This is a genomic window from Streptococcus mitis (assembly GCF_902159415.1).
GTDB lineage: Bacteria > Bacillota > Bacilli > Lactobacillales > Streptococcaceae > Streptococcus > Streptococcus mitis_BG.
The window spans coordinates 233,072-256,905 of record NZ_CABGJU010000001.1 but is presented as its reverse complement, the minus strand read 5'-3'; the positions used below and the strand labels follow the sequence as shown (position 1 = coordinate 256,905).

The following is a 23,834-nucleotide window of genomic DNA, read 5'->3' as shown; positions in this document are numbered from 1 at the left end:
TCATTTTATCCTTAAATTAGGAGATAATTTCGATGATTTCACGCATTTTTAGCGTTTCATCACTCATTTTAATTTTAACATATTTTTGGAAATCTGTAACTAGTTCCGGAGAAATTTTGTCATTTGCATATACTTTTGCGACAATTTCACCTTTTTTGACTGATTCCCCAACTTTCTTCTCAAAAACAATTCCTGTCTCATAATCAAGAGCATCTGTTTTGACTGCACGACCAGCACCTAATCTCATGGCGAAAAGACCGAAATCCATGGCTGGCAGTGCCTCAATAACACCATCTTCCTGAGCAGGAATTTCTACCACATGATCAACTGTTACAGGGCGATATAGATCCTCTAAATCTCCACCCTGAGAAAGAACCATCTCTTCAAATTTTTTAAGAGCCTTGCCATTCTCAAGATGTTCTTTCACTTCCTCGACCGTTTTTTCAACATTTGCCAAAGACAGCATAATACGGGCTAACTCACAGATAAAATGACTAATATCCTCGCGCCCTTTTCCTTGCAAAATTTCTAATGCTTCTAGAATTTCTAAACGATTCCCAATGGCGCGTCCCAAAGGTTGGTTCATATCTGTAATGACTGCGACTGTCTGACGACCTACAGCCTTCCCAAGATTTACCATAGTTTGAGCCAGTTGGCGTGCTTCGTCAACCGTCTTCATAAAGGCACCTTCACCAACTGTTACGTCAAGTAAGATCGCATCAGCACCAGCAGCAATCTTTTTGCTCATGACAGAGCTAGCAATCAAGGGGATGGTATCAACTGTCGCAGTCACATCTCGTAGTGCATAGAGTAGTTTATCCGCTTTGACTAGTTGATCAGACTGTCCAATTACTGAAACACCAATATCTTGGACTTGTTTGATAAAGTCATCCTGACTGCGTTCGACTTGAAAACCTTTGATAGATTCTAATTTGTCGATTGTTCCACCAGTATGTCCTAGACCTCTACCACTCATCTTGGCAACTGGTACGTCAAAACTAGCTACTAATGGTGCTAGGATTAAAGTTACCTTGTCACCAACACCACCCGTAGAGTGTTTATCAACCTTCACACCATTTATAGCGGATAAATCAAATTCTTGACCTGTCTTGACCATATTCATCGTCAGGTCAGAAATCTCACGTGTGGTCATTCCTTTAAAATAAACAGCCATGGCAAAGGCTGACATCTGGTAATCAGGAACAGTTCCTGCTACATAACCTTCAATCAGCCATTGGATTTCACTTGAGGTTAGTTCTTGACCGTCTCTTTTTTTCTGGATTAGATCTACTGCTCTCATTCTTTCACACTTCTAAGGATATAATATCCTTTGTCTTTCTTCACAACCTCACAATTACCAAAGACTTCTTCCATCTTGTTTTTGGCACTAGGAGCTCCTTGTTTTTTCTGGATAACAATGGTCAAATCTCCACCATCCATAAGATAATCAATACTTTTCTCGATGATTTCATGAACGACCTGCTTGCCTGCACGAATGGGCGGATTCGAAATGACATGATTGAATTGTCCTTCTACCTGCTCATAAATATTGGACTGGAAGATAGTCGCTTGAACATTGTTTTTTACTGCATTTTGCTGGGCTAAATCCAGGGCACGATTATTGATATCCACCATGGTCGCTTGGGCACCATAAGCTTTAACCAAAGACAAGCCTATTGGACCATAGCCACAACCAACATCAAGGATTTTTTCACCTTTTTCGACATCTAGACATCTTAACAACAGCTGACTTCCGAAATCAATCATTTTTTTACTAAAGACGCCAGCATCTGTCAAAAAGGTCATCTTTTGCCCAAGTAGTTCAACTCTAAGTTCATGAACATCATGGGCTGCATCTGGATTCTCTGCATAATACATTTTACTCATAGGATTATTTTACCATAAAATTTAGATATTTTAAATCGTTTACACTGTCTATACCAACTAAGGACCTAAGAAGAGATAACCTAGGCACATACTAATAAAAAATGAAAATAGACAAGCTAGACCAATCAAAACCAGCCACCATTTCTTTAACAAAAATGCTAAGAAAATATAGAGAACGCCTAAAGCTGGTAATAGCTTAAAAAATACAAAATATAGCCAGTTGATATTAAATCTTCCAATAGAAATATCAAAGTTCCATAAAATTGCCGATATCCATAAAAGGATGACTAATAAAATAGAGACGGCCAATTTTTTATCAGTTAAAAATTTTGCCATAACCCCACACTCCTTTATTGGTATTCCTTAGCTTTATTTTAACAAAGAAAGCGCTCTGATTCAAATCTTTTATTCCCCCTTTAAATTAGAAATATGTTATACTAGGGGGGTTAATGAGGAAAAATTATGACTAACGAATTTTTACATTTTGAAAAAATTAGCCGCAAAACCTGGCAATCTTTACATCGTAAAACCACTCCACCTTTGACTGAAGACGAATTGGATTCTATCAAAAGTTTTAACGACCAAATCAGCTTGGACGACGTAACAGACATTTATTTACCACTTGCGCATCTGATTCAAATCTACAAACGTTCCAAAGAAGACCTGGCATTTTCTAAAAGCATTTTCCTTCAGAGAGAAAGTAAAACCCAGCCCTTTATCATTGGTGTATCAGGGAGTGTGGCTGTTGGAAAATCTACTACAAGCCGTCTTTTACAAATATTACTTTCACGTATCGTTCCAGGAGCTACAGTCGAGTTAGTTACAACTGATGGTTTCCTATTCCCTAATGATACCTTAATCAAACGAGAAATTCTGACTAGGAAAGGTTTCCCAGAAAGTTATGACATGGAGGCTCTCATCAATTTCCTAGATCATCTTAAGAATGGTCAAGATGTTGATATCCCAGTCTACTCTCATGAAATCTATGATATCGTACCAGATCAAAAACAACGGGTAGAGGCCGCTGATTTCGTAATTGTTGAGGGAATCAATGTTTTCCAAAATCCCCAAAATGCTCGCCTCTATATAACTGATTTCTTTGATTTTTCAATCTATGTAGACGCAGCTGTAGAGGATATCGAGAGTTGGTATTTAGATAGATTCCTAAAACTATTAAGTATGGCCCAAGATGATCCAGATAGTTACTATTATAGTTACGCTCAACTACCTTTAGGTGAGGTAAAGGATTTAGCTCATCAAGTTTGGACTAGTATTAATCTGACTAACCTCCAAAACTATATAGAACCGACACGAAATCGGGCTGAAGTTATTCTTCATAAATCAAAAAATCATGAAATTGATGAAATTTATTTAAAAAAATGATTTCCCCTTGTCAAAATAACAGTTTTCAGATATAATGGTATAGTTAGTAAATATGGAGGTAAGAACATTGGCAAACATTAAATCAGCTATCAAACGCGCTGAATTGAACGTTAAACAAAACGAAAAAAACTCAGCTCAAAAATCAGCTATGCGTACTGCTATCAAAGCTTTTGAAGCAAACCCATCTGAAGAACTTTACCGTGCTGCAAGCTCAGCTATCGATAAAGCAGAAACTAAAGGTTTGATCCACAAAAACAAAGCTAGCCGCGATAAAGCACGTCTTGCTGCTAAACTTGGTTAATCAATAACTGAAAACAAAATGAGCTCTACGGAGCTTTTTTTGTACCAAATTTTAGAGGGAACATCATGAAGATTTCCATAATTGGATACTCTGGGTCAGGAAAATCAACTCTAGCAGATAAACTCGCTAATTACTATTCAATACCCAAACTCCATATAGATACTCTCCAATTTCAGCCAGGTTGGCAAGAGAGTAATCGAGATTGGATGTTAAAAGAAATGCAGACTTTTTTAGCAGAAAACGAGAACTGGGTCATTGATGGCAACTATTCTTGGTGCTGCTATGAGGAAAGATTGCAAAGAGCTGATCAGATCATCTTTCTTAATTTTTCATCTTTGTCTTGTCTTTTTAGAGCTTTTAAACGCTATCTCAAATATAGAGGAAGAGTTAGAGAAAGCATGGCAGCTGGATGTCCTGAGCAATTTAACGGGGAATTTATCCGCTGGATTCTATGGGATGGTCGTAGTTCTGTACATAAAGAACAGTACAAACAAATTTGTCTTGATTATGCACAAAAAATTACGATTATTCATAATCAAAGAGAATTAGATCAATTCTTAAATCAAAAATGAGGACTCAAAAATTGAGCCCTCATTTTATATATTTTCCTTCATTTGATAAGACAAAACTGAAATAAATAAGCTACTCCTTCTTTTAGCTATATGTTATTGTCTCAATTTAGAAAAGACTTCTCCAATTTTTCCTTCAATGACTAAATCAGCTTTACTGTCTTGAGGAGTACTTGACTTGTTTATAACAACAAGTTTTGAACCTGAGAAGTAATTAATCAAACTAGCTGCAGGATAAACAACCAAAGAAGTCCCACCTATAATCAATAAATCAGCTTTCTGAATAACTTGAGCCGCTTGGCTAAAAACATCCATATCGAGTGGCTCCTCATAAAGAATTACATCGGGTTTAACTACCTGACCACAATCTTGGCAGTACGGAACAGGACCTTCGAGAGCCAAAAAGCTTTCTAAATCATAAAAACGATGACAGCCCTGACAGTAATTACGGTCCACACTTCCATGCAGTTTCAAAACCTTCTTCGAACCGGCCATCTCGTGAAGACTATCAATATTTTGAGTTACAACAGCCTTAAGCTTACCAGCCTTTTCTAACGAAGCCAGATAATAATGTGCTTCATTGGGCTTGGCTTTTGGATATACTAGATGTTTTTTGTAAAAATCGAAAAAGTCCTCTGGATAGCGCACAAACATAGTATGAGATACTAATTGTTCCGCAGAAAAATGTCTACCTAACTTAAGACTATATAGACCATCTGAACTTCGAAAATCTGGAATATTTGACTCAGTAGAAACTCCTGCACCACCGAAAAAGACAATTCTTTGACTTTGATCTATCAGTTCCTGTAATTGTTCCATTTTATCCATCTTACTCCTCCTTAAGTTTTTAGTTCTAAAAAAGTTGAAAACCTTTGGCTACTGTCAACTGGGCTTTCAACTTCTATTGGATGATTATGGGATATCACGCTCACAACTATTAGAAATCGCAAGTAAGAAGACTAGCTTCAAATCCAAGAACCTTAGTCAGCAATCAATGTTTCCAAACCAACCTTCATCATATCAGTGAAAGTGTTTTGGCGTTCTTCTGCTGTAGTGTCCTCGTCTGGATTGACCAAGCTGTCAGAAATCGTCATAATAGCTAAAGCATCGACATGGTGTTGAGCAGCAAGATAGTAAAGAGCAGCTGCTTCCATTTCTACAGCTTTGACGCCCCATTTACCAAGCTCGATGTTCTTTTCACCATAGTTTGAATAGAAAACGTCTGATGACAAGACATTTCCGACGTGTGTCGTCATACCAAGGTCTTTAGCAATGTGGTAGGCCTTGTCTAAAAGATCAAAGCTAGCGATTTGTGGGAAATCGTATTGAGGCCAATCGTTGCGGATGATGTTTGAGTTGGTTGCAGCTGCTTGAGCCAAGACCAATTCACGGACGTGAACATCCTCATTCAAAGATCCAGCCGTTCCCACACGGATCAATTTCTTCACTCCGTAGTCGACAATCAACTCGCGCGCATAAATAGAGATGGATGGCATTCCCATCCCAGTTCCCATAACAGATACACGGTGACCTTTGTAAGTACCTGTATAACCAAACATGTTACGCACTTCGTTAAAGCAAACAGCATCTTCAAGAAAATTCTCAGCGATAAATTTCGCACGAAGAGGATCTCCAGGAAGGAGAATTTTATCAGCAATTTCACCCTGCTTAGCAGCAATATGGATAGACATAATATAAGATACCAAACCCGTCAAAAAGCGAAGGGAAAATAGGAGTTGGCCGCAGTGAGCGATGCTCGCTAGACCAACTATCTTTTTCCCACTGCTTTTAGGGTGGGTTCAATTCCTTTCTTTCTTAATTTTGATGATTTAGAGGAGAGTAACCCGTATTCAGTTCAGCGAATACGGTAAACCCATCCTTTCTGTTTTTATTGAGTAATTAGAAAAGCTTTCCGCTCGTGTTCAAATTAGAACACCTCGCCCTACCTTTCTTTATTAAATGATATTGATTATAAATTTAAAATATATTTTTGATTAGAAAAATTAGAGTATTCTTATTAATTTTCTATTATCCTTGTCTTTGGTCGTAAGTATTTCTCCCAAGGGATTCGGTCCAGCATTTTAGCAAAACTAAATGCCAAGTAAGCAGTCACCAAAAGATAAGGTATAGCCTCAAATGGCTGACCAGTGAACCCCATTACCAATCCAGTTGCAGACAGGGGTGCCTTCAAGGTCACAGCTAAAAAGCAAACCGAACCTAATAGTAAGACTGCTGGCTGGTTGCCACTACCTAAAATCATGGTCAAGAGTGCAGCTCCTGCCATCCCCAAGGCAAAAGATGGGGTCAAGGTACCGCCATAGGCACCTGCCCAAAGGGTAACTAAAACGACCAAGGCTTTTAAGACAAACAAGAGGATTACCGTCTTGGCATTACTACCGTTTAAAATCTCCTGAGCCATCATACGCCCATTACCAAGTAGATGAGGCAAATGGCTAGCCAATCCAACAAGGAAAAGGAATGTTACAGGCAGAGTATAGAGTATCCGTTTGTCCTTTATTCTATTTGAAGAAACTTGTTTGTTCAATCGACCAAAAAGCCATGCGAGTGGGGTCAGGAAAAGAACTAATAGGGGAACAAGCCACATATCACCTAGTGACCAAGTCAAAGCTGGAATCTGGTAGAGAGCATGATCTGAAACAACAAAGCCTGCTATAAAGGCTGATACATAGGTAGTCAGACCGACCAAGAAAAAATGTTTGACAGATAAAGTAATTCCCAAGGTTTCAAAAACGAAAAACACACTCGTTAACGGTACCTGATAGACAGCCGCTAAACCCGCACCAGCTCCACAGGCAATGAGAAAGATTTGGTCCTTCACGGAGAGAGAAAAAATATTGGCAATAGGTCTTGCAAATAAAGCTCCAATCTCCCGTGGCGCAGCTTCCTTACCGAGAGGGACTCCTCCTCCAACTGCAACAATCTGCCAAATTGAATGAACTAGCTGTTTTAAAAAATGAAGTTTATATTGTGACGTTTCATCTTTCATCTGCGCTTTGATGGAAAAAATCTTTGCTTTTCTTTGCAAGAAATACCAGACCAAGGCAGAACTGACACCCACGATGATTAAACTGAAGCCTATTCGTGATGAGGCAACACCATCTGTCAAGAATCCAGTGGTATGCTCTGTCTGACCAAAAGCAATCCTTTCAACCAGCTCTAAAAGATAATGGAGCAAAATTCCGAATATACCTGAAACTAGACCTAGCATGATGACCGCTAGAACTAATTTGAGGTTATATGGGATTTTCTGAAGACTACTCCTCAACTCTTGTAACATGATTATAATTCAGCAAGAATCGCTTTCAGCAATCCTTTGAAGTCTCCTTTGACGCGCTCAGTCACTTCCACTACTTCTTCGTGGTTAAGTTCTTCTTGGAAACCAGCCGCAAAGTTGGTAATACATGAAATACCAAGAACTTTCAAACCAGAGTGAGCCGCCACGATAACTTCTGGTACTGTAGACATCCCAACCGCATCTGCTCCTAAAGTCTTGAAGGCACGGATTTCAGCTGGAGTTTCATAAGTTGGACCTGTCACACCGATATAGACACCTTCATCAAGCTTGATACCGAGTTTTTTAGCTACTTGATGAGCAGTCTCACGGTATTCTGGTGTGTAGGCTTTAGACATATCTGGGAAGCGAGGACCAAACTCATCCAAGTTTTCACCAATCAATGGATTTTGACCCGTCATATTGATATGGTCTGAGATAGCCATCAAGGTACCAGGACCGAAACCAATACCACCAGCAGCATTGGTTACAATTACACCTTCGCAGCCCAAGACTTTCATAACACGGACAGGGAAAGTCACAACTTCAAGAGGATTTCCTTCGTAGAAGTGGAAACGACCTTGAAGGGCCAAGACTTTACGTCCTGCAAGCTCACCGTAAACTAATTTTCCAGCGTGTCCAACAACAGTAGAACGTCCCCAGTTTGGAATTTCAGCGTAGTCTACAACAACTGGATTGTCGATTTCTTCAGCTAACTCTCCAAGTCCTGAACCAAGAATCAAGCCGAACTCCGGCGCTTCAACTCCCTTTTCTTTCAAGAAAGCAGCTGTTTCATTGATTTTCGCTAATAATGTCATTGTCTATCTCCTTTTTTATGTTTTAAAAATTGACCAATTTTGTCAAAGGTATTAGCGTTACGAATGGTAATATTGCGATAGAAAGGCATCTTAAGCAAGTGCTTGTGATAGGATGTTTTAGAGTAGCTAGCTTCTGACAATTTACCCCAAAAGATCCCTAATTTTCCAAAATGAAGCACTTCATCGACCAGTTCCAAACTGTTCACTTTCTCGATGACTTGATCCACATCCAATCCCTCAGTGTAAAAGAGAACATCCTTTCGAGCCATCTCATGATTCCACCAATCAGGAAGATTTCTAAGCTCCTTTTCATAGTCTTGGTTAGACAACAAGGAAAAACTCTGTATATATGGATAACGTCTTTCAAAGAAAGCATATAATTCCTCTATTAATTTAGTTCTAGGCACAATACTATTAAAGAAAATATTGCCACTATTGATGTAGGTTTCTACATTTTCTAATCCCAACTCCGTCAATTCTTGACGCAGCTGAGCCATGACAACCTTATTCTTTCCACCGACATTAATTCCTCTAACAAGTAGAGCGTAGCGAATCATCTTAAACTAATTTATCTAAGAAACTTTCACCAATCATGGCAGTTTCAACGCCAAAGTTATCCGCAATTGTTGCTGAGATGTCAGCGAAGTGTCCAACTGGAATTAATCCATTGCCTTTAAAAGATGGACTGTATGCTAAAAGTGGAATATATTCACGAGTATGGTCAGTACCAGCATAGGTTGGGTCATTTCCGTGGTCAGCAGTAATCAAAAGAAGATCGTCTTCTCTCATTGCTGCAATGATTTCTGGCAAGCGCTCATCAAACTCATGCAAACAATCACGATAGCCGTGTGGATCACGACGGTGTCCATATAAAGCATCAAAGTCTACCAAGTTGGTAAATGAGAAGCCTTCTTGGAATTCAGGAAGTCCCATGGTCTTAATCAAGGTATCTATACCGTGGCTATTTGATTTGTTATGGCCCATATCGTGGTTGATACCAGCACCGTTGAAAATATCGTTAATCTTACCAACTGCATATGTATCAATACCAGCTTCATTCAATTTGTCCAAAACAGTTGGAGCAAATGGAGATACAGCCAAGTCACGACGGTTAGCCGTACGAGTGAAGTTTCCAGGCTCACCAACATAAGGACGAGCAATAATGCGTCCGAGAAGAGCTGGACGCTCTAAAGTAATCGAACGAGCGTATTCACAGATACGGTAGAGTTCATCCAAAGGAATAATCTCTTCGTGAGCTGCGATTTGAAGAACTGGGTCAGCTGATGTATAGATAATCAACTCGCCAGTTTCCATTTGGCGTGGTCCAAAGTCATCGATGACAGCTGTTCCTGAGTATGGTTTGTTGGCTTCACGAATAACTTTACGTCCTGAAAATTCTTCGATTTTAGTAAGGATTTCCTCTGGGAATCCATTCCAGAAAGTATCGAAAGGTTCAGTGATATTGAGCCCCATGATTTCCCAGTGACCAGTCATGGTATCTTTACCTAGAGATACCTCTTCAAGCTTAGTCGCATAACCTGTTGGATTGCTCTCAGCTGGAACTGTCTTCAATGGTGTTTCGCGAGGAATGTTCCCAAGACCAAGTTTTGCCATATTTGGAACATTCAAACCTACTGATTTTGAAATATGTCCAAGCGTGTCTGATGCACCATCAGGAACACCAGCGTTGACAAAGTTATGAGCGTCTGGTGCTGCACCGATTCCTACAGAATCTAATACTACCAAGTGAATACGATTAAATTTTGGCATAGTATGTCTCCTTATTATTTTGATTATTTCGCTTTTGTTGAAGTTAAAATCTGAACGCCCTCTTGTCCAGCAACGATGACCTTATTCACCATTTGGTTAAACAAGCCATGCTCGACAACACCAACGACATGATCCAATTCTTGTCCCAGAGCAATTGGGTCTTCAATCACTTCCAAGGCCAAATCGATGATAAAGTTCTGCATATCCGTCACAAAACGTTGGCCATCCTTTTCGCGGAAGCTTGGTTTATAGCCAGCTCGCTCAAATCGACGAAAGACTTGCTCTGCACCATACTGAACTACCTCTACAGGTAATTTAAAGGCACCGAGTTTCTCTACTAGCTTACTCTCATCAACAACCCATATATATTCTTTAGATGGAGTTGCGACAACCTTTTCCATAAGAAGGGCACCACCACCACCTTTGATGCCGTTAAACTGACTGTCTACTTCATCAGCACCATCAACTGTCAGGTCTACAAAATCCACCTGGTCAATAGACTTAAGAGGAATATTGAGTCCTTCTGCCTGCTTGCTGGTTACACTAGAAGTCGTTACAGCTGTAATCTGTAGGCCTTCTTCCTTGATACGACGACCTATTTCTTCTACGAAATAGTAGGCAGTTGAGCCTGTTCCAAGCCCGACAACCATACCATCTTTGACGAACTCGGCAGCTTTAATCCCTGCCATTTTTTTCAGATTTTCCACTTATACACCTCCAAATAGAGTTACTTCTATTATATCATGAATACGCTTCAAATTCATCCTTACACTAGAAAAACCCGAACAATTTATGTCGGGTTTTGTGAATTTTATTTAACCATATCAGGATCGTAATCGTAAAATCCAGTATCCAAGAAACGATTTTTAGGATGGAGTTTGCGAACTTCTTCATCAAGCAAGAAGGCTTGGTCATGTGTAAAGTTACCTTCTTGAATCAAATTGCGCGCTTGGATAAAGAGTTTTGCAATTTCTACAAAATTTTGGCCTGGAGTGTAGAGACCTTCCAGTTTCCAGTGGGTAAATCCATGCTCAACTAATTCTGTTAACTTGGTCATCAAATCAAGATCATTATTAGCAAAGATATGAGTCCCATGATTGTCTTCAAAAATAGAATAATGGCTCTCTGGGTCACTTGGCTCAGCCAAGAACAAATCACGTTGACGTGTTTTTTCATCATCAATTTGAGTGAAATTATAGTAGTTTTGCAAGAGCGGACGCTTAGAATGGTGGATCACACTAGCTCCATATACCAAAACTTCTGCTGGAATTTCTAGAATTTCAGGCATCTTGAAAAGTTCTGCAGATGGGATTTCACGCGCCAAAACAGCTTCTGATGCACCTGCTTTTTGTCCCCAGAAGTTAATCTGACGACTGCTAGTTACCATGGTTGACGCATCGTAGATCGTTTTAAAAGAATAGCCATCACGGTTAACCACATAAAAAACACCTGCGTCTCCAACTGTGATGTAGTCCGTTTTGATTTCCTCTAAAAAGTCCAAGAATGGCTTGATACGATCCATCATATCTTGGTGCATAAGAGCATTGACCGCAACGATTAACTCCTTACCTGCATCATGAACGATTTTTGCGATTTCACGCAATTCTACATGACTAAAAGTCGTTGGCAAACGAAGACCAAAATCTTTCTCACCGACATAAATGCGGTCGACACCAGCTTCAAGTAGCTGTTTTACTTGTTCAATACTTTCAGCAGTTGCTGTAATGATAATCTTTTCCATAGAGAAAATTATACCACATTTCCAAAAATTCAGCTATATAGAAAAGTATGTCTTGTTAGCCTAAACTTTCAAAAAAAGTGAACTGCATCAATAACAGTTCACTTTTTAGATTTATGCTTGTGTCTTTTCAACAAGTCGTCCGTCATTCATCTTATAAATACGGTCAACCTTATCTAGCAAGCGAGTATCATGTGTAATCATGACAACACCCCTGCCTTGCTCATGGGCAATTGAAGCCAGCATATCCGTAACCTGGTAAGCACGTTGTGTATCCAAGCTAGCTGTCGGCTCATCTGCAAGCACGATACTCGGATTATTATAAAGGGCTCTAGCAATTGCAGCGCGTTGGCGTTCACCACCAGAGAGGGCTTTGGGATAGTGATTTTGAACCTTTTCCAAATCCAACAAACTAAATAACTCTTGTCGGTCACTTTTTATAGATTTCTTTTTATCCAAACGGTCAATTAAATCTAATTGCTCCTTAACCGTTAAAAATGGAATCAAATTAGAAGCCTGGAGGATAAAACCAAATTCACGGAAGCGCAAATCCGTTTTTTCTTTTTCAGATAAATGCCCAGTCTCTTTTCCCTTTACTAGAATCTTTCCACTTGAAGCTTTCTGAAGTTGGCCTAGAGTCGTTAAAAAAGTAGTTTTCCCTGATCCAGAAGGCCCCACAATCGCTACAAACTCCCCAGCGTTTAGCTGAAAATTGGTCTCATGAAGAGCTGTGACTTTCATATTGCTTTCGCCATAAGTTTTTGTCACTTGAATCATCTCAATTAATGTCGTCATATCATTCTCCTTATCATTCTGCAATCGCTGTAATTGGATCCACTTTAAGTAGACGCGGAAGCGAAATGACACCACCTAGAAGTGCCATCAAGCAAATGACCAGGCTTAACACAAAGTATGCCAACCAACTAGGGTAGAAAAAGAAGGTTGCAGGTAAGACTAAAATGACAGCCCCAATAGCAAACAAGGCTAATCCGATACCCAAACCAGATAAGAGAAAGATTTGGCAGAAAAGGGACCATACGATGGATTTTATCTGAATCCCTTGTGCTCGCATAATTCCATAGAGACCTAATTTTTGAATGGTAATGATGTAGATAAAAATCCCTACAATCAGACCTGTAATGACAATCATAGCTAGAATCATTCCTGAGAATACATTGACCTGAGGGGTGTAGCCAGGAATTTTCGAAATCATTTTTTGAATAGAAATCTGCTTCAAGCCATCGCCAGTCACTTCTACATCATTTTGCAATACCAATGCAGAGATCGAACGATTGCCTTTTGTTGTTCCTTGTAAATCCCAATAGGTTGTTAAACTTGTAAAGACAACAGGTTCCGTGAAAAATTTATTTTCTTTGGTCAAACCTACAATCTTAAAACTTGTCTCACTTCCGTTGAGTTGAATAGCGTCCCCGAGTTTGATGCCGTAATTTTCAAAAGACTGATCCACTACCACTTCTTGATCATTTTCTGGGTAACGACCTTCAATCAAGGTTGGCGAGATAAAGCTGTCCCACTCTTGACCAAAAATAGAGACATTCAACTTATCACTACTATCGACAAGGTTTGTCACCGCAAACATGTAGCTTAGGGGAACAGCATCCTCAGACACTTTATCTTTGTAGTCTTTTTCTGGTATAAAGGATGCCGTCAAATTATCATTTGCATAATCGGATAGCACAACTCCTGTTGCCTGCCAATTATCAATAGCAGCCCTGTTGTTTCGAACAAGCCCGAGAGCCAAACTGGTCATAAAAAAGACCATAAAAGCAATGAGAAAGATGGTTGTTAGAATTAAACTGTAACGCAGTTTATTCTGTAATATTTCTTTGATAGCAAGATACATGCCAATCTCCTTTAAGTATTCTGTTGTCGAGGAAACAAGTTTCCCCTCTACCATAGCACTAAAGATAGAAATCTATCTCGTCATGAACAACTAGAATCAATTTAAAAGAATCCTGTCCTTACTTGAAAATTGAATTTATTTGCATCTGTGTATGATTTTTATTCGTTTTAACCATCAAATTTCCCCTCGTTGAAATAAGAGAAAAATAATAAAGTTAAAACGGTTTACTCATCCTATCATTTTCCGGTAGGGGTGTCAAGAAGAGAGATTAGAGACAAAAAACATCATTTATGCAATTTGTAACAATCCTGTAATAATTTTCAATATAAAAAATGATAAAATAGAAGGTGTACTGTAAGGAGAGAGAAATGCCCGCAAGAAAATTACAATCGTATGAGTTTGAACAAGAAAGAACAAAAACAACCCAGTATCAAGATTATATGCCAGAGAATACTTCTGTCGCTAGTATAAAAGAAGTTCTTTTCTTTGTAAATATTGCTTGTTTCTGTGTCTTTTTAGCAATCTTTAGTTTTATATTCCTATCATTAAAATTAAATACCATTCTATCCTTGGGATTGGCTGTAGCACTTAGTCTAGGGGCCTTAAAACTTCAACGCACTTTTATCAAGAAAAAATTCAAATAAAAAAACCTTCGATGAATCGAAGGTTTTTTTATTTATTTTTACGTTTAGGCGGTGTTTGGATAGCGATTTTTACCTCAAAAATAGTTCCATGGGGTTTGTTATCTTTCACAATGATAGAGCCTTTAAGGGCATCTACGATTTGTTTAGCTAGGGATAAGCCGAGACCAAATCCACCTTTTTGTCTAGTTCTGGCCTTATCGACCCTGTAAAAACGATCAAAGATTTTCTTTTTATCTGCTTGTGATATACCAATACCGTCATCCGATACAGTCAAATATAAGTTACGGTCTGTTGCAGTAATCACAAAATTTATCTCTCCATCCTCTTCTGTATACTTTACAGCATTATCAAAGAGGATTGTCATTAATTGCTTAAGGAGAAGCTTGTCTGTAATAATGGTACGCTTGATTCTATTTTCAAAACGAAAGACTTTATGATTCTCAGTTGCAATCATTTCATAGTTTGTAAAGATTGTGTTGAAAAATTCTGGTTGAACCTCACCTAATTCTGGCTTAATACCATCATCACGACGGGCTAGATTGAGAAGATTGGTTGTTAAAAGGCGCATATTACGCACTTCTTCTAGACTTGAAGCTATACTCTCACTAGACTCCATAATGGTAGCTTCAGGTTTGCGAAAAAGTGTTTCCAAACGATTTTGTAAAACTGCTAAAGGTGTACGAAGCTCATGACTGGCATTTTCAACAAAGCTTTGTTGTCTCTGCATACTTTCAAGTAAGGGTTTGACACTCACTCTAGCAAGGTATAGACTAGCTAGAAGTGATAAAATCCAAAAGCTAGCCATTACAACTACGATAAGCTGTTCATGATTCTGACTGATTTGCTCTAACTGAGTGGTATTAATCAATACGGCCGCGTATTTAATATTGGTCGAAACAGTCTCAATATTCATTTCTGTTAGTAGAACTCTATAAATCTCATCTTGTCCAAAACTATTTTGAATATGAAGCTGTCGGATATGATTTAAATCCTTTTTATTAAAGGTAATTTTGTCTAAGCCTAAAAAGCGATTTCCAGTTATCAATTGGTTCAGATTTTCATCGAATAGGATTACTTCTGTATTTGAACTGACAGTTGGTTTCTTATCACCCGATTTTGCAACAGATTGATTATTCAGATCTTTTAAATCCTCTGACGTTCGATTTACAGCCAACTGAATCATATCTTGGGGATTGCTACTTAGGATCTGTAACTTTTCATCTACTGAAGTATAAAGACTCGAGTGCATCACTTGCAAGATAATCAAAGTCATTGCAGAGAAGATGAGCGTAAAGACACCAAAGTTACGGACAAAGTAACTAAAATCTTCTGCGTACCAATTCTTTCTTATTTTATTAAACATGTTTTAAAATATACCCAACACTACGTAGAGTTTGAAGGTTTTCAGCAAAGGCTGAGCCCTTTAATTTTTTACGAACTTTTGATACATAAACTTCTACAACGGAAATAGTTGTGTCACTGTCAAATCCCCATAAACGGTCAAAGATTTGAGTTTTTGGTAAGATGACATTTTGGTTTTGGAGGAAATAAACCAAGAGTTCAAATTCTTTACCGAGCAGCTCAACAGAGGCATCCTGAACCTTCACTTCATTGGTAGATAGATTGACTGTCAAGTCACCGTATGATAAGGTATTTTCGTTAAATTTCCCTGAGCGTTTGAGAAGGGCCTGGATACGCATCTTGAGTTCTTCAAGGTAGAATGGTTTGGTTAGATAATCATCAGCCCCAAGCTCAAAGCCATGTCCTTTGTCATCGAGACTTTCCTTGGCTGTCATGATGAGAACTGGAGTCGAAATGCCTTTTTCACGTAGTTCTTTTAAGACTTGGAAACCATTTTTTTCAGGTAACATCAAATCAAGGAGAATCAGGTCATAAACGCCACTTTCAGCCTCGTAGAGACCTTCTTCGCCATCAAAAACCTGCATGACATCCGCAAAATCATCCAAAAAATCAAAAACTGAATTTGACAGACCTAGGTCATCTTCTACTAATAGAATTTTAATCATTAAAAATTCCTCCTTATTATATCCATTATAGCAAAAATATCTTAAAAAAAACTCAACTTTCCTTGTTTTAATCAGAGAAAGTTGAGTTTTGAGTCTCTATGTAGACTAAAAGGTTTTAAGCATTGCCATATTGTGCAACAACTGCTTCAACCGTTGCTTTGTCACGTTTAATCAATTCAACGCGAGCTGCGATATCCTTGATACCCATGCGGATGTTACGGCTAAGAGCAAGGTCAGAAAGTTGTGGTTCAAAGAAGGCCTTATACTCTGCCAAACGTTGTTCTGTTTTAAAGATGTGTGATGGGAAGATGACAAAGCTATCAAAACTCATATCTCCACCAAGGGCTGCCTTGATCCAATCCCAGTTTTCACGAGCCCAAACCCAAACAGTTTCTTGGGTAGCTTGGTGTCCAAGGAATTGGAGATACCATGCTGAAAGGTCTTGTGGTTTCACGACAAATTTGTCCTTCCAAGTTGCAAGAAGAGTTTGGATGTTTTCTGCATCTGTACTGTATGCAAGCGCAGCTGCTAATTGACGTTTGAAAACTGCATCTGTTGCATGAGTGTAAAGGTCTAGGTAAGTTGCCACCAAGTCCTTAGTCTCGTGATGTTTGATCTCATTGATAAGGACTTGAGAACGAATGGCTGCTGGAAGTCCTGCAAGTTTTTCTTTATGGTCTGCAAAGATTTGGCTTGCTACCTGACTAGCTTCTTCATCATTTGAACGAATCATCATAGAAATGGTCAATTGACGAACCAACTCATCCTCATCTGATTCTCCGTCTTTCGCTTCAAAGCCAAGTCGCTCATAATTGTGACGGGCCAATTTAGCAACCAGAGTGTTAAAGACTTTCTCAGCTTCTGTTCCTTCATCGATAAAGCGCTCAAGGGCAGAAACAACTTGAGAAACTGCAGCAACAACCAGGTAAGACTCTTCCTTGGCAAGTTTATCAAGCACTGGCAACAAGTCTGCATATGATACATGTCCTGCTTCAGCAAGCAAACGACGTTCTTGGACGATTTGAAGCTTACTTGTGTTATCAAGTTCAACTAATTCTGAAAGGATAGCATCCAGTAATTCACCTTGATAGTCAGTAATGTAGTGGGCAGTGTTTTCAGTGTTGAGACGAAGAGCTGTTTTGTTTTCAGCAAGAAGCGTTGCATAACCTGGAATTTCGATGCTTTCAGTTTCGAGTGTATCTGGCAAACCTTTCCAGTTACTGTTAAGGGGTACTACCCAAAGACGGTTCTTGTCTTCATGTTCACCGATGAAGAATTGTTTTTGTGAGATCTTCAAAACATCATTTTCAACTGTAGCAGTCAAAACTGGATAACCAGGTTGCTCCAACCAAGAATCCATAAAGGCTGCGACATCACGGCCTGATGCTTGACCAAGGGCATTCCAAAGGTCACGACCAATAGTATTTCCGTATTGGTGTTTTTCAAAGTAAGCGTGTAAACCTTTAGCAAAATCAGCATCTCCTAGCCAACGACGAAGCATGTGCATGAGACGGCTTCCTTTGGCATAGACGATTGCACCATCAAAGAGGGTATTGATTTCGTCTGGGTGGCTAACTTCAACGTGAACAGATTGAACGCCATCTGTTGCATCACGTTTAAGAGCAGCCGGCACTCCACTTGTTTGGAAGTCTTCAAAGATATTCCAGCTTGGCTCGATAGCATCTACACAGACGTATTCCATCATGTTAGCGAAGCTTTCGTTGAGCCACAAGTCATCCCACCACTTCATCGTCACAAGGTTACCGAACCATTGGTGAGCAAGCTCATGGGCAATGACAAGGGCAACTTGTTGACGGCTGGCAAAGGTAGAATTCTCATCTACAACCAAGTAAACTTCACGGTAAGTCACTAGACCCCAGTTTTCCATAGCACCTGCTGAGAAGTCAGGAAGGGCGATATGAAGAGATTGAGGAATTGGGTACTTGACTCCGTAGTAGTCTTCGTAAAATTCGATAGAACGAACGGCGATGTCTAGTGAGAACTCAAGGTTTGAAAGTGGATGTGCCTTGGTTGAGTAGACACCTACCAAAGTACCATTTTTAGTTGTAGCCGTTACCCCTTGTAAATCACCAGCTACGAAAGCTAGCAAGTAAGAAGACATACGAGGAGTTGTTTCAAACTTCCAGATGCCCGTTTCTTTGCGGTTTTCAACATCAATCTCAGGCATGTTTGACAGGGCAATTTCGCCTGTTGCTTGGTCAAATCGAAGAGCTAGGTCAAAGGTTGCTTTCGCTTCTGGCTCATCCACACATGGGAAGGCTTCGCGGGCAAAGTGACTCTCAAACTGAGTAGACAAGACTTCCCTCTTAACACCATCAACTGTGTAGTAAGATGGGTAGATTCCTGTCATGTTGTCTGTGATTTTACCTGAAAAATCAATGACCAAATCAACTTGACCTACTTCAGAAAGTTCAATATGAAGGGCTTCGTTTTCGTTATCAACTGTGAATGGACGAGCTTTACCTGCTACCTCAACTGAAACAATTTCCAAGTCTTTTTGGTGAAGGGAAATACGGTCGCTCTTAGCTTGACCGGTAATGGTTACTTTTCCTGAAAACGTCTTGGTCTCACGACTCAAGTCTAAAAACAAATCATAATGTTCAGGAACAAATGTTTCAATATAATGTTCTACTGCTTGCATCATATTCTCCTATTCTAAAATTCTGAGCAAATGCTCTAGTTCAAACACACCTATTTTATCATATTTTAAGTCAGAAAAAAGCTTTGAAAGTCTATTTATACAATTTTTATCCTTTTGAAACCAAATGATAAGAAATAAGTTCTGTGAAGGCCTATAATTTCTATATTTCAAGCCTATTTTCGAACTTTGTCAAAAAAAGTCAAAAACCACCAAAAATTATAGGAAATCTGCGTATATTTCTTTGACTAATGCATACGTTAGTGCTAAAATTAGTGTGTTTGGTATATTAACACTCATAGTATGACAATTATTATGTTTATTTAATATATTGCACTTCTATTATTAGTTTTTCCAAAGCAAATCATATTTAGCTAAAAATTATTAATTATTTTTTAAATAAATATAGGATTCGCATCAATCAAAAAAGCTAGCAGAAAACTCCTTTTACGTTAAAAAGTCACTATAAATATGAATCGGTTGATTACATACAGAGTCTCAAAACTATTGCATTAATCTATCTTCAATGGAGCTGGAGTAGAATTGCAATAAAGATAGGATTTTTCGTCGAAATATGAATGCCAATTTTATTAAATGATATAAATCAACATTTTGGGCGTTAATATCAAACAAGAAAATTTTATGAAAGAAAGGATTTGGGGAAATTGAAATCTTTTTATAAAAAAATATTTACCTTTGTAGCATTGATCGGTGTAGTTGTCCTTGGTTTGTCAATCATTAACCCGGTTTCTGCAGCAACTGTTACTCCCACTATTACAAACCTAAAAGCAGATACAGCTGGTCAAAAAGTTACATTTTCTTTTGACTGGGACTTAACAGGTAAATCTGTTAAAGAAGGGGATACTTTTACCATCGACGCTCCCGAAGGTTTAAATATTACAGAGCTCGCAACGCAATCACTTCAAGCTAACGGTGCTGAAGTAGCTACCTTGTCAATGACAGACAAGAAGATTACTTTTACTTTTAAAAAAGCAATCGAATCCATGAATCAAAACGTTAAGGGTGGATTCCAATACCGAGCAGTGTGGGATAACACACCAGGAAATCCTGGCAATAAAACAGCTACTTCAAAAGTAGGTTCTGAATCAGTTGTCATTACACGTCCTGATGGACCTGGCGTATTTGAATCTGTGATCAATAAATATAACCTTACTGGGGACTATGTTACTAAGCAATTCAAATTAGATGCATCTGAAAACTATGCATGGATGAATGTTGGAGATGACTACTATCTTACAAAATGGTTCATCCGTATCAATGGAGATGGCAAAAAACAAGCCTTGACAAACCCAGTAGTAACAGACCGTATTCAAGCTCCAGCGGTAGATTACTCTTCAATCACTTTTGCTCCAGCTGCGAACCATGCAGCAAGTGAATTCTTTGTGGGAACTTACTTAAAACCATCATTCACATTAAGAAAAGGTGGACAAGTAGTTGCTTCAGGTTGGGATTTCTGGAAACACGTTACATTTGATGCTGACGGTAATGGATTTACTGTGAAGTTATCAGACGTAAGTGATGTTTTCAAAACGGCTACAGACGAAGAATTAATCATTGAATACCAAACATTAATTCCTAAGACTACCATTCGCGTAGATAACAACGCTACCTTGAAAGCTGACGAAATCACAACACCTCAAACAGATCCAGCATTCTGGAACAACAATGAGTTGAAATTCTGGATTTCTGGTGACACAACTGTGACCGTTCAAAAAGAATGGGTTGGAGATAGCGAAGCAGACCGTAAAGATATCACAGTTCAATTGTATGCTGACGGTAAAGCATTGGAAGGGTTGACACAAACCCTTACAAAAGCTTCTGGTTGGCAAGCATCATTTACTAACTTACCTGGTATCAAAGATGGTAAGAAGATTGAGTACTCAGTAGTGGAAACAAACACACCTGAAGGTTACACTTCTACGGTTGAAAAAATTGATGATGCAAACGTGATTAAGGTCGTTAACACATCAAACAAACCAACTACAACAACAACTGAGGCTCCAACTACAACAGAAGCTCCTACAACAACAGAAGCCCCAACAACAACTGAAGCTCCTACAACAACTGAGGCTCCTACAACAACTGTAGCTCCAACAACAACTGAGGCTCCAACAACAACTGTAGCTCCTACAACAACTGAAGCTCCTACAACAACTGAAGCTCCAACAACAACTGAGGCTCCAACAACAACTGTAGCTCCTACAACAACTGAAGCTCCTACAACAACTGAGGCCCCAACAACAACTGAAGCTCCTACAACAACTGAAGCTCCTACAACAACTGAAGCTCCTACAACAACTGAAGCTCCTACAACAACTGAAGCTCCAACAACAACTGTAGCCCCAACTACAACAACAACGACTACAGAGTCAACAACTGTAGCCCCAACCCCAACAACAACAACGACTGAGTCTCCTAACCCACATGGTAGAGGAGAAGGTGACACTACAACCACTACTGAAGAACCAGGTCGCTCTACTACAACAGAAGAACCAGGTCGTTCGACTACAACACCAGAACCAAGTCGTTCTACTACGACACCAGAACCAGGTCGTTCGACTACAACAGAAGAAGGACCAACTCTTCCATTCACTGGTGAGGCTACAAGCCTAGTACTTGTATTGGCAGGTGTGGTAATCTTGTCAGGTACTGTAATCATGAAACGTAAATTTTCTAAATAATATTAGATAAGTTTCGTTATAGAAGAGAGAGCAATGCTCTCTCTTTTTTTCAAAAGAATAATCAAGCATATATAATGGACAGGTATAGTTATTCAAAAGATAAACAACTTTAAAATACTCTATCTAATAACTTTACTTGTTAGATTCAAAAAAGCGTACATGATTGTCCGCTTTTTGTTTAGCTTTTTTAGCACTTAAAGTCAGAAAAAAGCTTTGGACAGTGATTTCCAAAACTTTCCTCCTTATAGCAGTCTACACAGGGTAGACTTTACGAAATTCTTCTAAAACAACCTTACTATCAGGTGTAAACGTTAGTCCTGCCTCTCTTAGACAAGCTGTGAAAAACTCCTCATGAACCTGACGCCAATAGGCGAGGGATTTATCCCCTTCCCCTTCCTTGAAGGCATGGTCAGCAGAAACTTGACTAAAAGGTTCAACAGAAACTTTTGTAATTTCGACAATGCAGACAGCCTGATTTTGACTGTCTAAAATGACATCGAAAGTCCCTTCTTGTGGAAGGGGTTCGTTCTCTAGTGTGTAGAGGTCGTAAGCTGAGGCTGTTGCTGTTTTTTCCCCTCTTAGAACCAAGTCAGCCAAGAGATCTGCCTCTACTCCAAAAGCCCAGGCGTCTATTTCATCTCCGATAGAGGGATTGATTTGCTTGTAGGCATTCCACATTTCTTGCGGTGTCATTTGTTTAGCTTCCTTTCTTTCACCTTCCAATTCATGTAAGAGGTCTTGTCCAATTCTGGAAATCCTCGTAACTCTGCCTTCACTTTTAATACTAAAGGCGAGGCATTTTCTTCGGTAATCTGCTCAAGAGGAAGCCAAATTGCCTTTGCTGAATCGTTACTTCCATCAAGAACTTCATGAGGAAGGGATTTTTGAGAGCGTTCTAAATCGAGTACGATATCATAAAAGGCCATGATATGATATACTGCGAAGTCTTCCCCTTCTTCATGAACTAGCACATCATAAATCCTAGTATTTGAATACTGGCTAAGCATATAACCCGTCTCTTCCAGAACTTCTCTCTTGAGGGTTTCTGTCAACCCCTCACCTACTTCCTGACTACCACCAGGTAAATCAAAACGATGCTGATAAGGTCCTCTCGTTTTCTCAATGCAAAGCAATTTCCCATTCTCATAGCAAATGCCATAGACACCAAAGTGATGTTTGATTTCCATCCAACTCCTCCTACTTCAAAGACCAGCCACCATCAATAGTAAGAATTTGCCCTTGCATGGCGTTTGCTTTCCCACTTGCTAGGAAGAGGCTAACTTCTGCAATTTCACTTGGATCAATCCAGCGTTTGATTGGTGTTTCACTTGCTACCCAGTCTGCCAGACCACCTGGTTCAAAGTCAGCTGCTGTCATACCAGTTTTAACAGCACCAGGAGCAATGCCAAAGACCTGGATACCAGCTTCAGCATAGTCTAAAGCCAACTGCTTGGTAAATCCTGCCAAGGCATGTTTAGACGAGGTATAGGCGTGACCACCTCCGCCTGCTAGACTTGAGGCAATGGAGCACATATTGATGATGATTCCTCGCTTGTATTCCAACATTTGAGTCAAATAATAACGGGTCAACTCCACTGGAGTTACGTAATTGATTTCAAAAATCTCTTGGATTTCTTGGGCAGATTGTTCCAGTAAGGGTTTGTAATCATCCAAAACTCCAGCAGTATTACAAAGAACATCCACCTGAGGGCACCAGTCAAAAATTGGTTCCAAGTCAAGCGTTAAATCACGTTGTAAAAAGTGAAAGTCACCTTGTAAGTCAGGTTTTTCACTCTGATCCACCCCATAAACCTGATAACCTTTTTCTAAAAAGAGTCGAGCTTGAGCCAGACCAATCCCTGAGCTAACACCTGTAATCAATACACGTTTAGTCATGGACTTCCACCCAATCAGTCGCTAGAACATCACAGGGAGTTGGACTCCACATGGAAAAGCCTTCGCCTTCACCAGACACGTTAATGAGGAAATAAGGTGTCACTTCCAGAGCCACTCCATTTTGCTCGATGGTATCAAAGAGCTGGACATAGTTCTCAGCTCCACCCCATCCAGTACGCACGTATTTCTTCTTAGCCTTTAATCCTGGTAAAATCTCTTCAAATGTCATGTTTTTCTCCTTTGTTATCTATAAATCTTAATTTCATTATAACAAAAAACCGTTT

25 protein-coding genes are annotated in these 23,834 nt (G+C 39.3%); 5 read left to right on the top strand and 20 right to left on the bottom strand.

Going from position 1 to position 23,834, the window contains the following annotated elements; all coding sequences use genetic code 11:
* Positions 1–16: 16 nt before the first annotated feature.
* From FN031_RS01280 to FN031_RS01270, 3 genes are read right to left on the bottom strand one after another with little or no spacing between them, the layout of a single operon-like run.
* Positions 17–1,300 (bottom strand): pyrimidine-nucleoside phosphorylase, encoded by a 1,284-nt coding sequence (locus FN031_RS01280; RefSeq protein WP_142556930.1) that lies wholly within the window; start codon positions 1,298–1,300, stop codon positions 17–19.
* Positions 1,297–1,887, bottom strand: a complete 591-nt coding sequence (locus tag FN031_RS01275) for a class I SAM-dependent methyltransferase (protein WP_142556928.1) — start codon at positions 1,885–1,887, stop codon at positions 1,297–1,299. The genes FN031_RS01280 and FN031_RS01275 overlap by 4 nt, the downstream gene beginning before the upstream one ends.
* Before the next feature lie 57 nt (positions 1,888–1,944).
* Positions 1,945–2,223, bottom strand: a complete 279-nt coding sequence (locus tag FN031_RS01270; RefSeq protein ID WP_142556926.1) for a 1,4-dihydroxy-2-naphthoate prenyltransferase — start codon at positions 2,221–2,223, stop codon at positions 1,945–1,947.
* Between the two features lie 126 nt (positions 2,224–2,349).
* Here FN031_RS01270 and coaA point away from each other — a divergent pair, with 126 nt between their 5' ends.
* The 3 genes from coaA to FN031_RS01255 all read left to right on the top strand — a co-directional run bounded on the left by coaA (position 2,350) and on the right by FN031_RS01255 (position 4,143).
* Entirely contained in the window at positions 2,350–3,270 is a 921-nt protein-coding gene (gene coaA / locus FN031_RS01265; protein ID WP_075567770.1) for a type I pantothenate kinase, read from the top strand.
* 52 nt (positions 3,271–3,322) lie between these two features.
* On the top strand, positions 3,323–3,571 hold the full coding sequence (rpsT, locus tag FN031_RS01260; protein ID WP_029689628.1) for a 30S ribosomal protein S20: 249 nt from the start codon (positions 3,323–3,325) through the stop codon (positions 3,569–3,571).
* A gap of 65 nt (positions 3,572–3,636) precedes the next feature.
* Complete coding sequence (locus FN031_RS01255) at positions 3,637–4,143, top strand: DNA topology modulation protein (RefSeq protein ID WP_142556924.1); 507 nt, start codon at positions 3,637–3,639, stop codon at positions 4,141–4,143.
* Positions 4,144–4,236: 93 nt separating this feature from the next.
* On the opposite strand, the gene FN031_RS01250 is transcribed toward FN031_RS01255, so the two are convergent.
* From FN031_RS01250 to FN031_RS01205, 10 genes are all read right to left on the bottom strand, one after another.
* A complete protein-coding gene (locus tag FN031_RS01250) occupies positions 4,237–4,968 on the bottom strand; it encodes an NAD-dependent protein deacylase (protein ID WP_142556922.1) in 732 nt (243 codons plus the stop codon).
* A 152-nt stretch (positions 4,969–5,120) separates the two neighbouring features.
* Positions 5,121–5,831 (bottom strand): purine-nucleoside phosphorylase, encoded by a 711-nt coding sequence (deoD, locus tag FN031_RS01245; RefSeq protein ID WP_003007097.1) that lies wholly within the window; start codon positions 5,829–5,831, stop codon positions 5,121–5,123.
* Between the two features lie 326 nt (positions 5,832–6,157).
* Positions 6,158–7,438, bottom strand: a complete 1,281-nt coding sequence (locus tag FN031_RS01240; protein ID WP_142556921.1) for a chloride channel protein — start codon at positions 7,436–7,438, stop codon at positions 6,158–6,160.
* A gap of 2 nt (positions 7,439–7,440) precedes the next feature.
* The gene (locus tag FN031_RS01235; RefSeq protein WP_142556919.1) at positions 7,441–8,250 is read right to left on the bottom strand and encodes a purine-nucleoside phosphorylase; all 810 of its coding nucleotides are present in this window, start codon (positions 8,248–8,250) and stop codon (positions 7,441–7,443) included.
* The gene (locus FN031_RS01230) at positions 8,247–8,807 is read right to left on the bottom strand and encodes a DUF1697 domain-containing protein (protein ID WP_142556917.1); all 561 of its coding nucleotides are present in this window, start codon (positions 8,805–8,807) and stop codon (positions 8,247–8,249) included. The genes FN031_RS01235 and FN031_RS01230 overlap by 4 nt, the downstream gene beginning before the upstream one ends.
* 1 nt (position 8,808) lies before the next feature.
* Complete coding sequence (locus FN031_RS01225) at positions 8,809–10,020, bottom strand: phosphopentomutase (RefSeq protein WP_142556915.1); 1,212 nt, start codon at positions 10,018–10,020, stop codon at positions 8,809–8,811.
* A gap of 23 nt (positions 10,021–10,043) precedes the next feature.
* Positions 10,044–10,727: a ribose-5-phosphate isomerase RpiA gene (rpiA, locus tag FN031_RS01220; protein WP_142556913.1), complete on the bottom strand. Its 684-nt coding sequence runs from the start codon at positions 10,725–10,727 to the stop codon at positions 10,044–10,046.
* A gap of 104 nt (positions 10,728–10,831) precedes the next feature.
* Positions 10,832–11,761: a peptidase U32 family protein gene (locus FN031_RS01215; protein ID WP_142556911.1), complete on the bottom strand. Its 930-nt coding sequence runs from the start codon at positions 11,759–11,761 to the stop codon at positions 10,832–10,834.
* Positions 11,762–11,872: 111 nt separating this feature from the next.
* The gene (locus tag FN031_RS01210; protein ID WP_142556908.1) at positions 11,873–12,553 is read right to left on the bottom strand and encodes an ABC transporter ATP-binding protein; all 681 of its coding nucleotides are present in this window, start codon (positions 12,551–12,553) and stop codon (positions 11,873–11,875) included.
* A gap of 13 nt (positions 12,554–12,566) precedes the next feature.
* Positions 12,567–13,622: an ABC transporter permease gene (locus FN031_RS01205; protein WP_142556906.1), complete on the bottom strand. Its 1,056-nt coding sequence runs from the start codon at positions 13,620–13,622 to the stop codon at positions 12,567–12,569.
* A gap of 368 nt (positions 13,623–13,990) precedes the next feature.
* On the opposite strand from FN031_RS01205, the gene FN031_RS01200 reads away from it, so the two are divergent.
* Positions 13,991–14,266, top strand: coding sequence for a DUF3270 family protein (locus FN031_RS01200; RefSeq protein ID WP_142556904.1), 276 nt, complete (start codon positions 13,991–13,993; stop codon positions 14,264–14,266).
* Positions 14,267–14,294: 28 nt separating this feature from the next.
* Here FN031_RS01200 and FN031_RS01195 read toward each other — a convergent pair whose 3' ends face one another.
* The 3 genes from FN031_RS01195 to FN031_RS01185 all read right to left on the bottom strand — a co-directional run bounded on the left by FN031_RS01195 (position 14,295) and on the right by FN031_RS01185 (position 18,955).
* Positions 14,295–15,629 carry a sensor histidine kinase gene (locus FN031_RS01195; protein ID WP_142556902.1) on the bottom strand — a complete coding sequence of 445 codons (1,335 nt, stop codon included), beginning with the start codon at positions 15,627–15,629 and terminating at the stop codon, positions 14,295–14,297.
* Positions 15,622–16,293: a response regulator transcription factor gene (locus FN031_RS01190; protein WP_142556900.1), complete on the bottom strand. Its 672-nt coding sequence runs from the start codon at positions 16,291–16,293 to the stop codon at positions 15,622–15,624. The genes FN031_RS01195 and FN031_RS01190 overlap by 8 nt, the downstream gene beginning before the upstream one ends.
* A gap of 115 nt (positions 16,294–16,408) precedes the next feature.
* Positions 16,409–18,955: a M1 family metallopeptidase gene (locus FN031_RS01185; protein WP_142556898.1), complete on the bottom strand. Its 2,547-nt coding sequence runs from the start codon at positions 18,953–18,955 to the stop codon at positions 16,409–16,411.
* Positions 18,956–19,617: 662 nt separating this feature from the next.
* Between FN031_RS01185 and FN031_RS01180 the strand changes: the two genes are divergently transcribed.
* Entirely contained in the window at positions 19,618–21,654 is a 2,037-nt protein-coding gene (locus tag FN031_RS01180) for a Cna B-type domain-containing protein (RefSeq protein WP_142556896.1), read from the top strand.
* A gap of 252 nt (positions 21,655–21,906) precedes the next feature.
* Here FN031_RS01180 and FN031_RS01175 read toward each other — a convergent pair whose 3' ends face one another.
* From FN031_RS01175 to FN031_RS01160, 4 genes are read right to left on the bottom strand one after another with little or no spacing between them, the layout of a single operon-like run.
* Positions 21,907–22,347, bottom strand: coding sequence for an ASCH domain-containing protein (locus FN031_RS01175; protein ID WP_142556894.1), 441 nt, complete (start codon positions 22,345–22,347; stop codon positions 21,907–21,909).
* Complete coding sequence (locus FN031_RS01170) at positions 22,344–22,841, bottom strand: NUDIX hydrolase (RefSeq protein WP_142556892.1); 498 nt, start codon at positions 22,839–22,841, stop codon at positions 22,344–22,346. Before FN031_RS01170 ends, FN031_RS01175 begins: the two co-directional genes overlap by 4 nt.
* A gap of 10 nt (positions 22,842–22,851) precedes the next feature.
* Positions 22,852–23,550: a 3-oxoacyl-ACP reductase gene (locus tag FN031_RS01165; RefSeq protein WP_142556890.1), complete on the bottom strand. Its 699-nt coding sequence runs from the start codon at positions 23,548–23,550 to the stop codon at positions 22,852–22,854.
* Positions 23,543–23,779: a DUF2829 domain-containing protein gene (locus FN031_RS01160; RefSeq protein ID WP_000141913.1), complete on the bottom strand. Its 237-nt coding sequence runs from the start codon at positions 23,777–23,779 to the stop codon at positions 23,543–23,545. Before FN031_RS01160 ends, FN031_RS01165 begins: the two co-directional genes overlap by 8 nt.
* Positions 23,780–23,834 lie beyond the last annotated feature (55 nt).

What these genes read in the sequence shown, in the direction of transcription:
- FN031_RS01170 (WP_142556892.1), bottom strand. Translation starts at nt 22,841, where the DNA reads ATGGAAATCAAACATCACTTTGGTGTCTATGGCATTTGCTATGAGAAT.
- FN031_RS01215 (WP_142556911.1), bottom strand. Translation starts at nt 11,761, where the DNA reads ATGGAAAAGATTATCATTACAGCAACTGCTGAAAGTATTGAACAAGTA.
- FN031_RS01240 (WP_142556921.1), bottom strand. Translation starts at nt 7,438, where the DNA reads ATGTTACAAGAGTTGAGGAGTAGTCTTCAGAAAATCCCATATAACCTC.
- FN031_RS01195 (WP_142556902.1), bottom strand. Translation starts at nt 15,629, where the DNA reads ATGTTTAATAAAATAAGAAAGAATTGGTACGCAGAAGATTTTAGTTAC.
- coaA (WP_075567770.1), top strand. Translation starts at nt 2,350, where the DNA reads ATGACTAACGAATTTTTACATTTTGAAAAAATTAGCCGCAAAACCTGG.
- FN031_RS01205 (WP_142556906.1), bottom strand. Translation starts at nt 13,622, where the DNA reads ATGTATCTTGCTATCAAAGAAATATTACAGAATAAACTGCGTTACAGT.
- deoD (WP_003007097.1), bottom strand. Translation starts at nt 5,831, where the DNA reads ATGTCTATCCATATTGCTGCTAAGCAGGGTGAAATTGCTGATAAAATT.
- FN031_RS01225 (WP_142556915.1), bottom strand. Translation starts at nt 10,020, where the DNA reads ATGCCAAAATTTAATCGTATTCACTTGGTAGTATTAGATTCTGTAGGA.
- FN031_RS01230 (WP_142556917.1), bottom strand. Translation starts at nt 8,807, where the DNA reads ATGATTCGCTACGCTCTACTTGTTAGAGGAATTAATGTCGGTGGAAAG.
- FN031_RS01185 (WP_142556898.1), bottom strand. Translation starts at nt 18,955, where the DNA reads ATGCAAGCAGTAGAACATTATATTGAAACATTTGTTCCTGAACATTAT.
- FN031_RS01175 (WP_142556894.1), bottom strand. Translation starts at nt 22,347, where the DNA reads ATGACACCGCAAGAAATGTGGAATGCCTACAAGCAAATCAATCCCTCT.
- FN031_RS01280 (WP_142556930.1), bottom strand. Translation starts at nt 1,300, where the DNA reads ATGAGAGCAGTAGATCTAATCCAGAAAAAAAGAGACGGTCAAGAACTA.
- FN031_RS01250 (WP_142556922.1), bottom strand. Translation starts at nt 4,968, where the DNA reads ATGGATAAAATGGAACAATTACAGGAACTGATAGATCAAAGTCAAAGA.
- FN031_RS01160 (WP_000141913.1), bottom strand. Translation starts at nt 23,779, where the DNA reads ATGACATTTGAAGAGATTTTACCAGGATTAAAGGCTAAGAAGAAATAC.
- FN031_RS01270 (WP_142556926.1), bottom strand. Translation starts at nt 2,223, where the DNA reads ATGGCAAAATTTTTAACTGATAAAAAATTGGCCGTCTCTATTTTATTA.
- FN031_RS01190 (WP_142556900.1), bottom strand. Translation starts at nt 16,293, where the DNA reads ATGATTAAAATTCTATTAGTAGAAGATGACCTAGGTCTGTCAAATTCA.
- FN031_RS01235 (WP_142556919.1), bottom strand. Translation starts at nt 8,250, where the DNA reads ATGACATTATTAGCGAAAATCAATGAAACAGCTGCTTTCTTGAAAGAA.
- FN031_RS01255 (WP_142556924.1), top strand. Translation starts at nt 3,637, where the DNA reads ATGAAGATTTCCATAATTGGATACTCTGGGTCAGGAAAATCAACTCTA.
- rpsT (WP_029689628.1), top strand. Translation starts at nt 3,323, where the DNA reads ATGGAGGTAAGAACATTGGCAAACATTAAATCAGCTATCAAACGCGCT.
- FN031_RS01210 (WP_142556908.1), bottom strand. Translation starts at nt 12,553, where the DNA reads ATGACGACATTAATTGAGATGATTCAAGTGACAAAAACTTATGGCGAA.
- FN031_RS01200 (WP_142556904.1), top strand. Translation starts at nt 13,991, where the DNA reads ATGCCCGCAAGAAAATTACAATCGTATGAGTTTGAACAAGAAAGAACA.
- FN031_RS01275 (WP_142556928.1), bottom strand. Translation starts at nt 1,887, where the DNA reads ATGAGTAAAATGTATTATGCAGAGAATCCAGATGCAGCCCATGATGTT.
- FN031_RS01165 (WP_142556890.1), bottom strand. Translation starts at nt 23,550, where the DNA reads ATGACTAAACGTGTATTGATTACAGGTGTTAGCTCAGGGATTGGTCTG.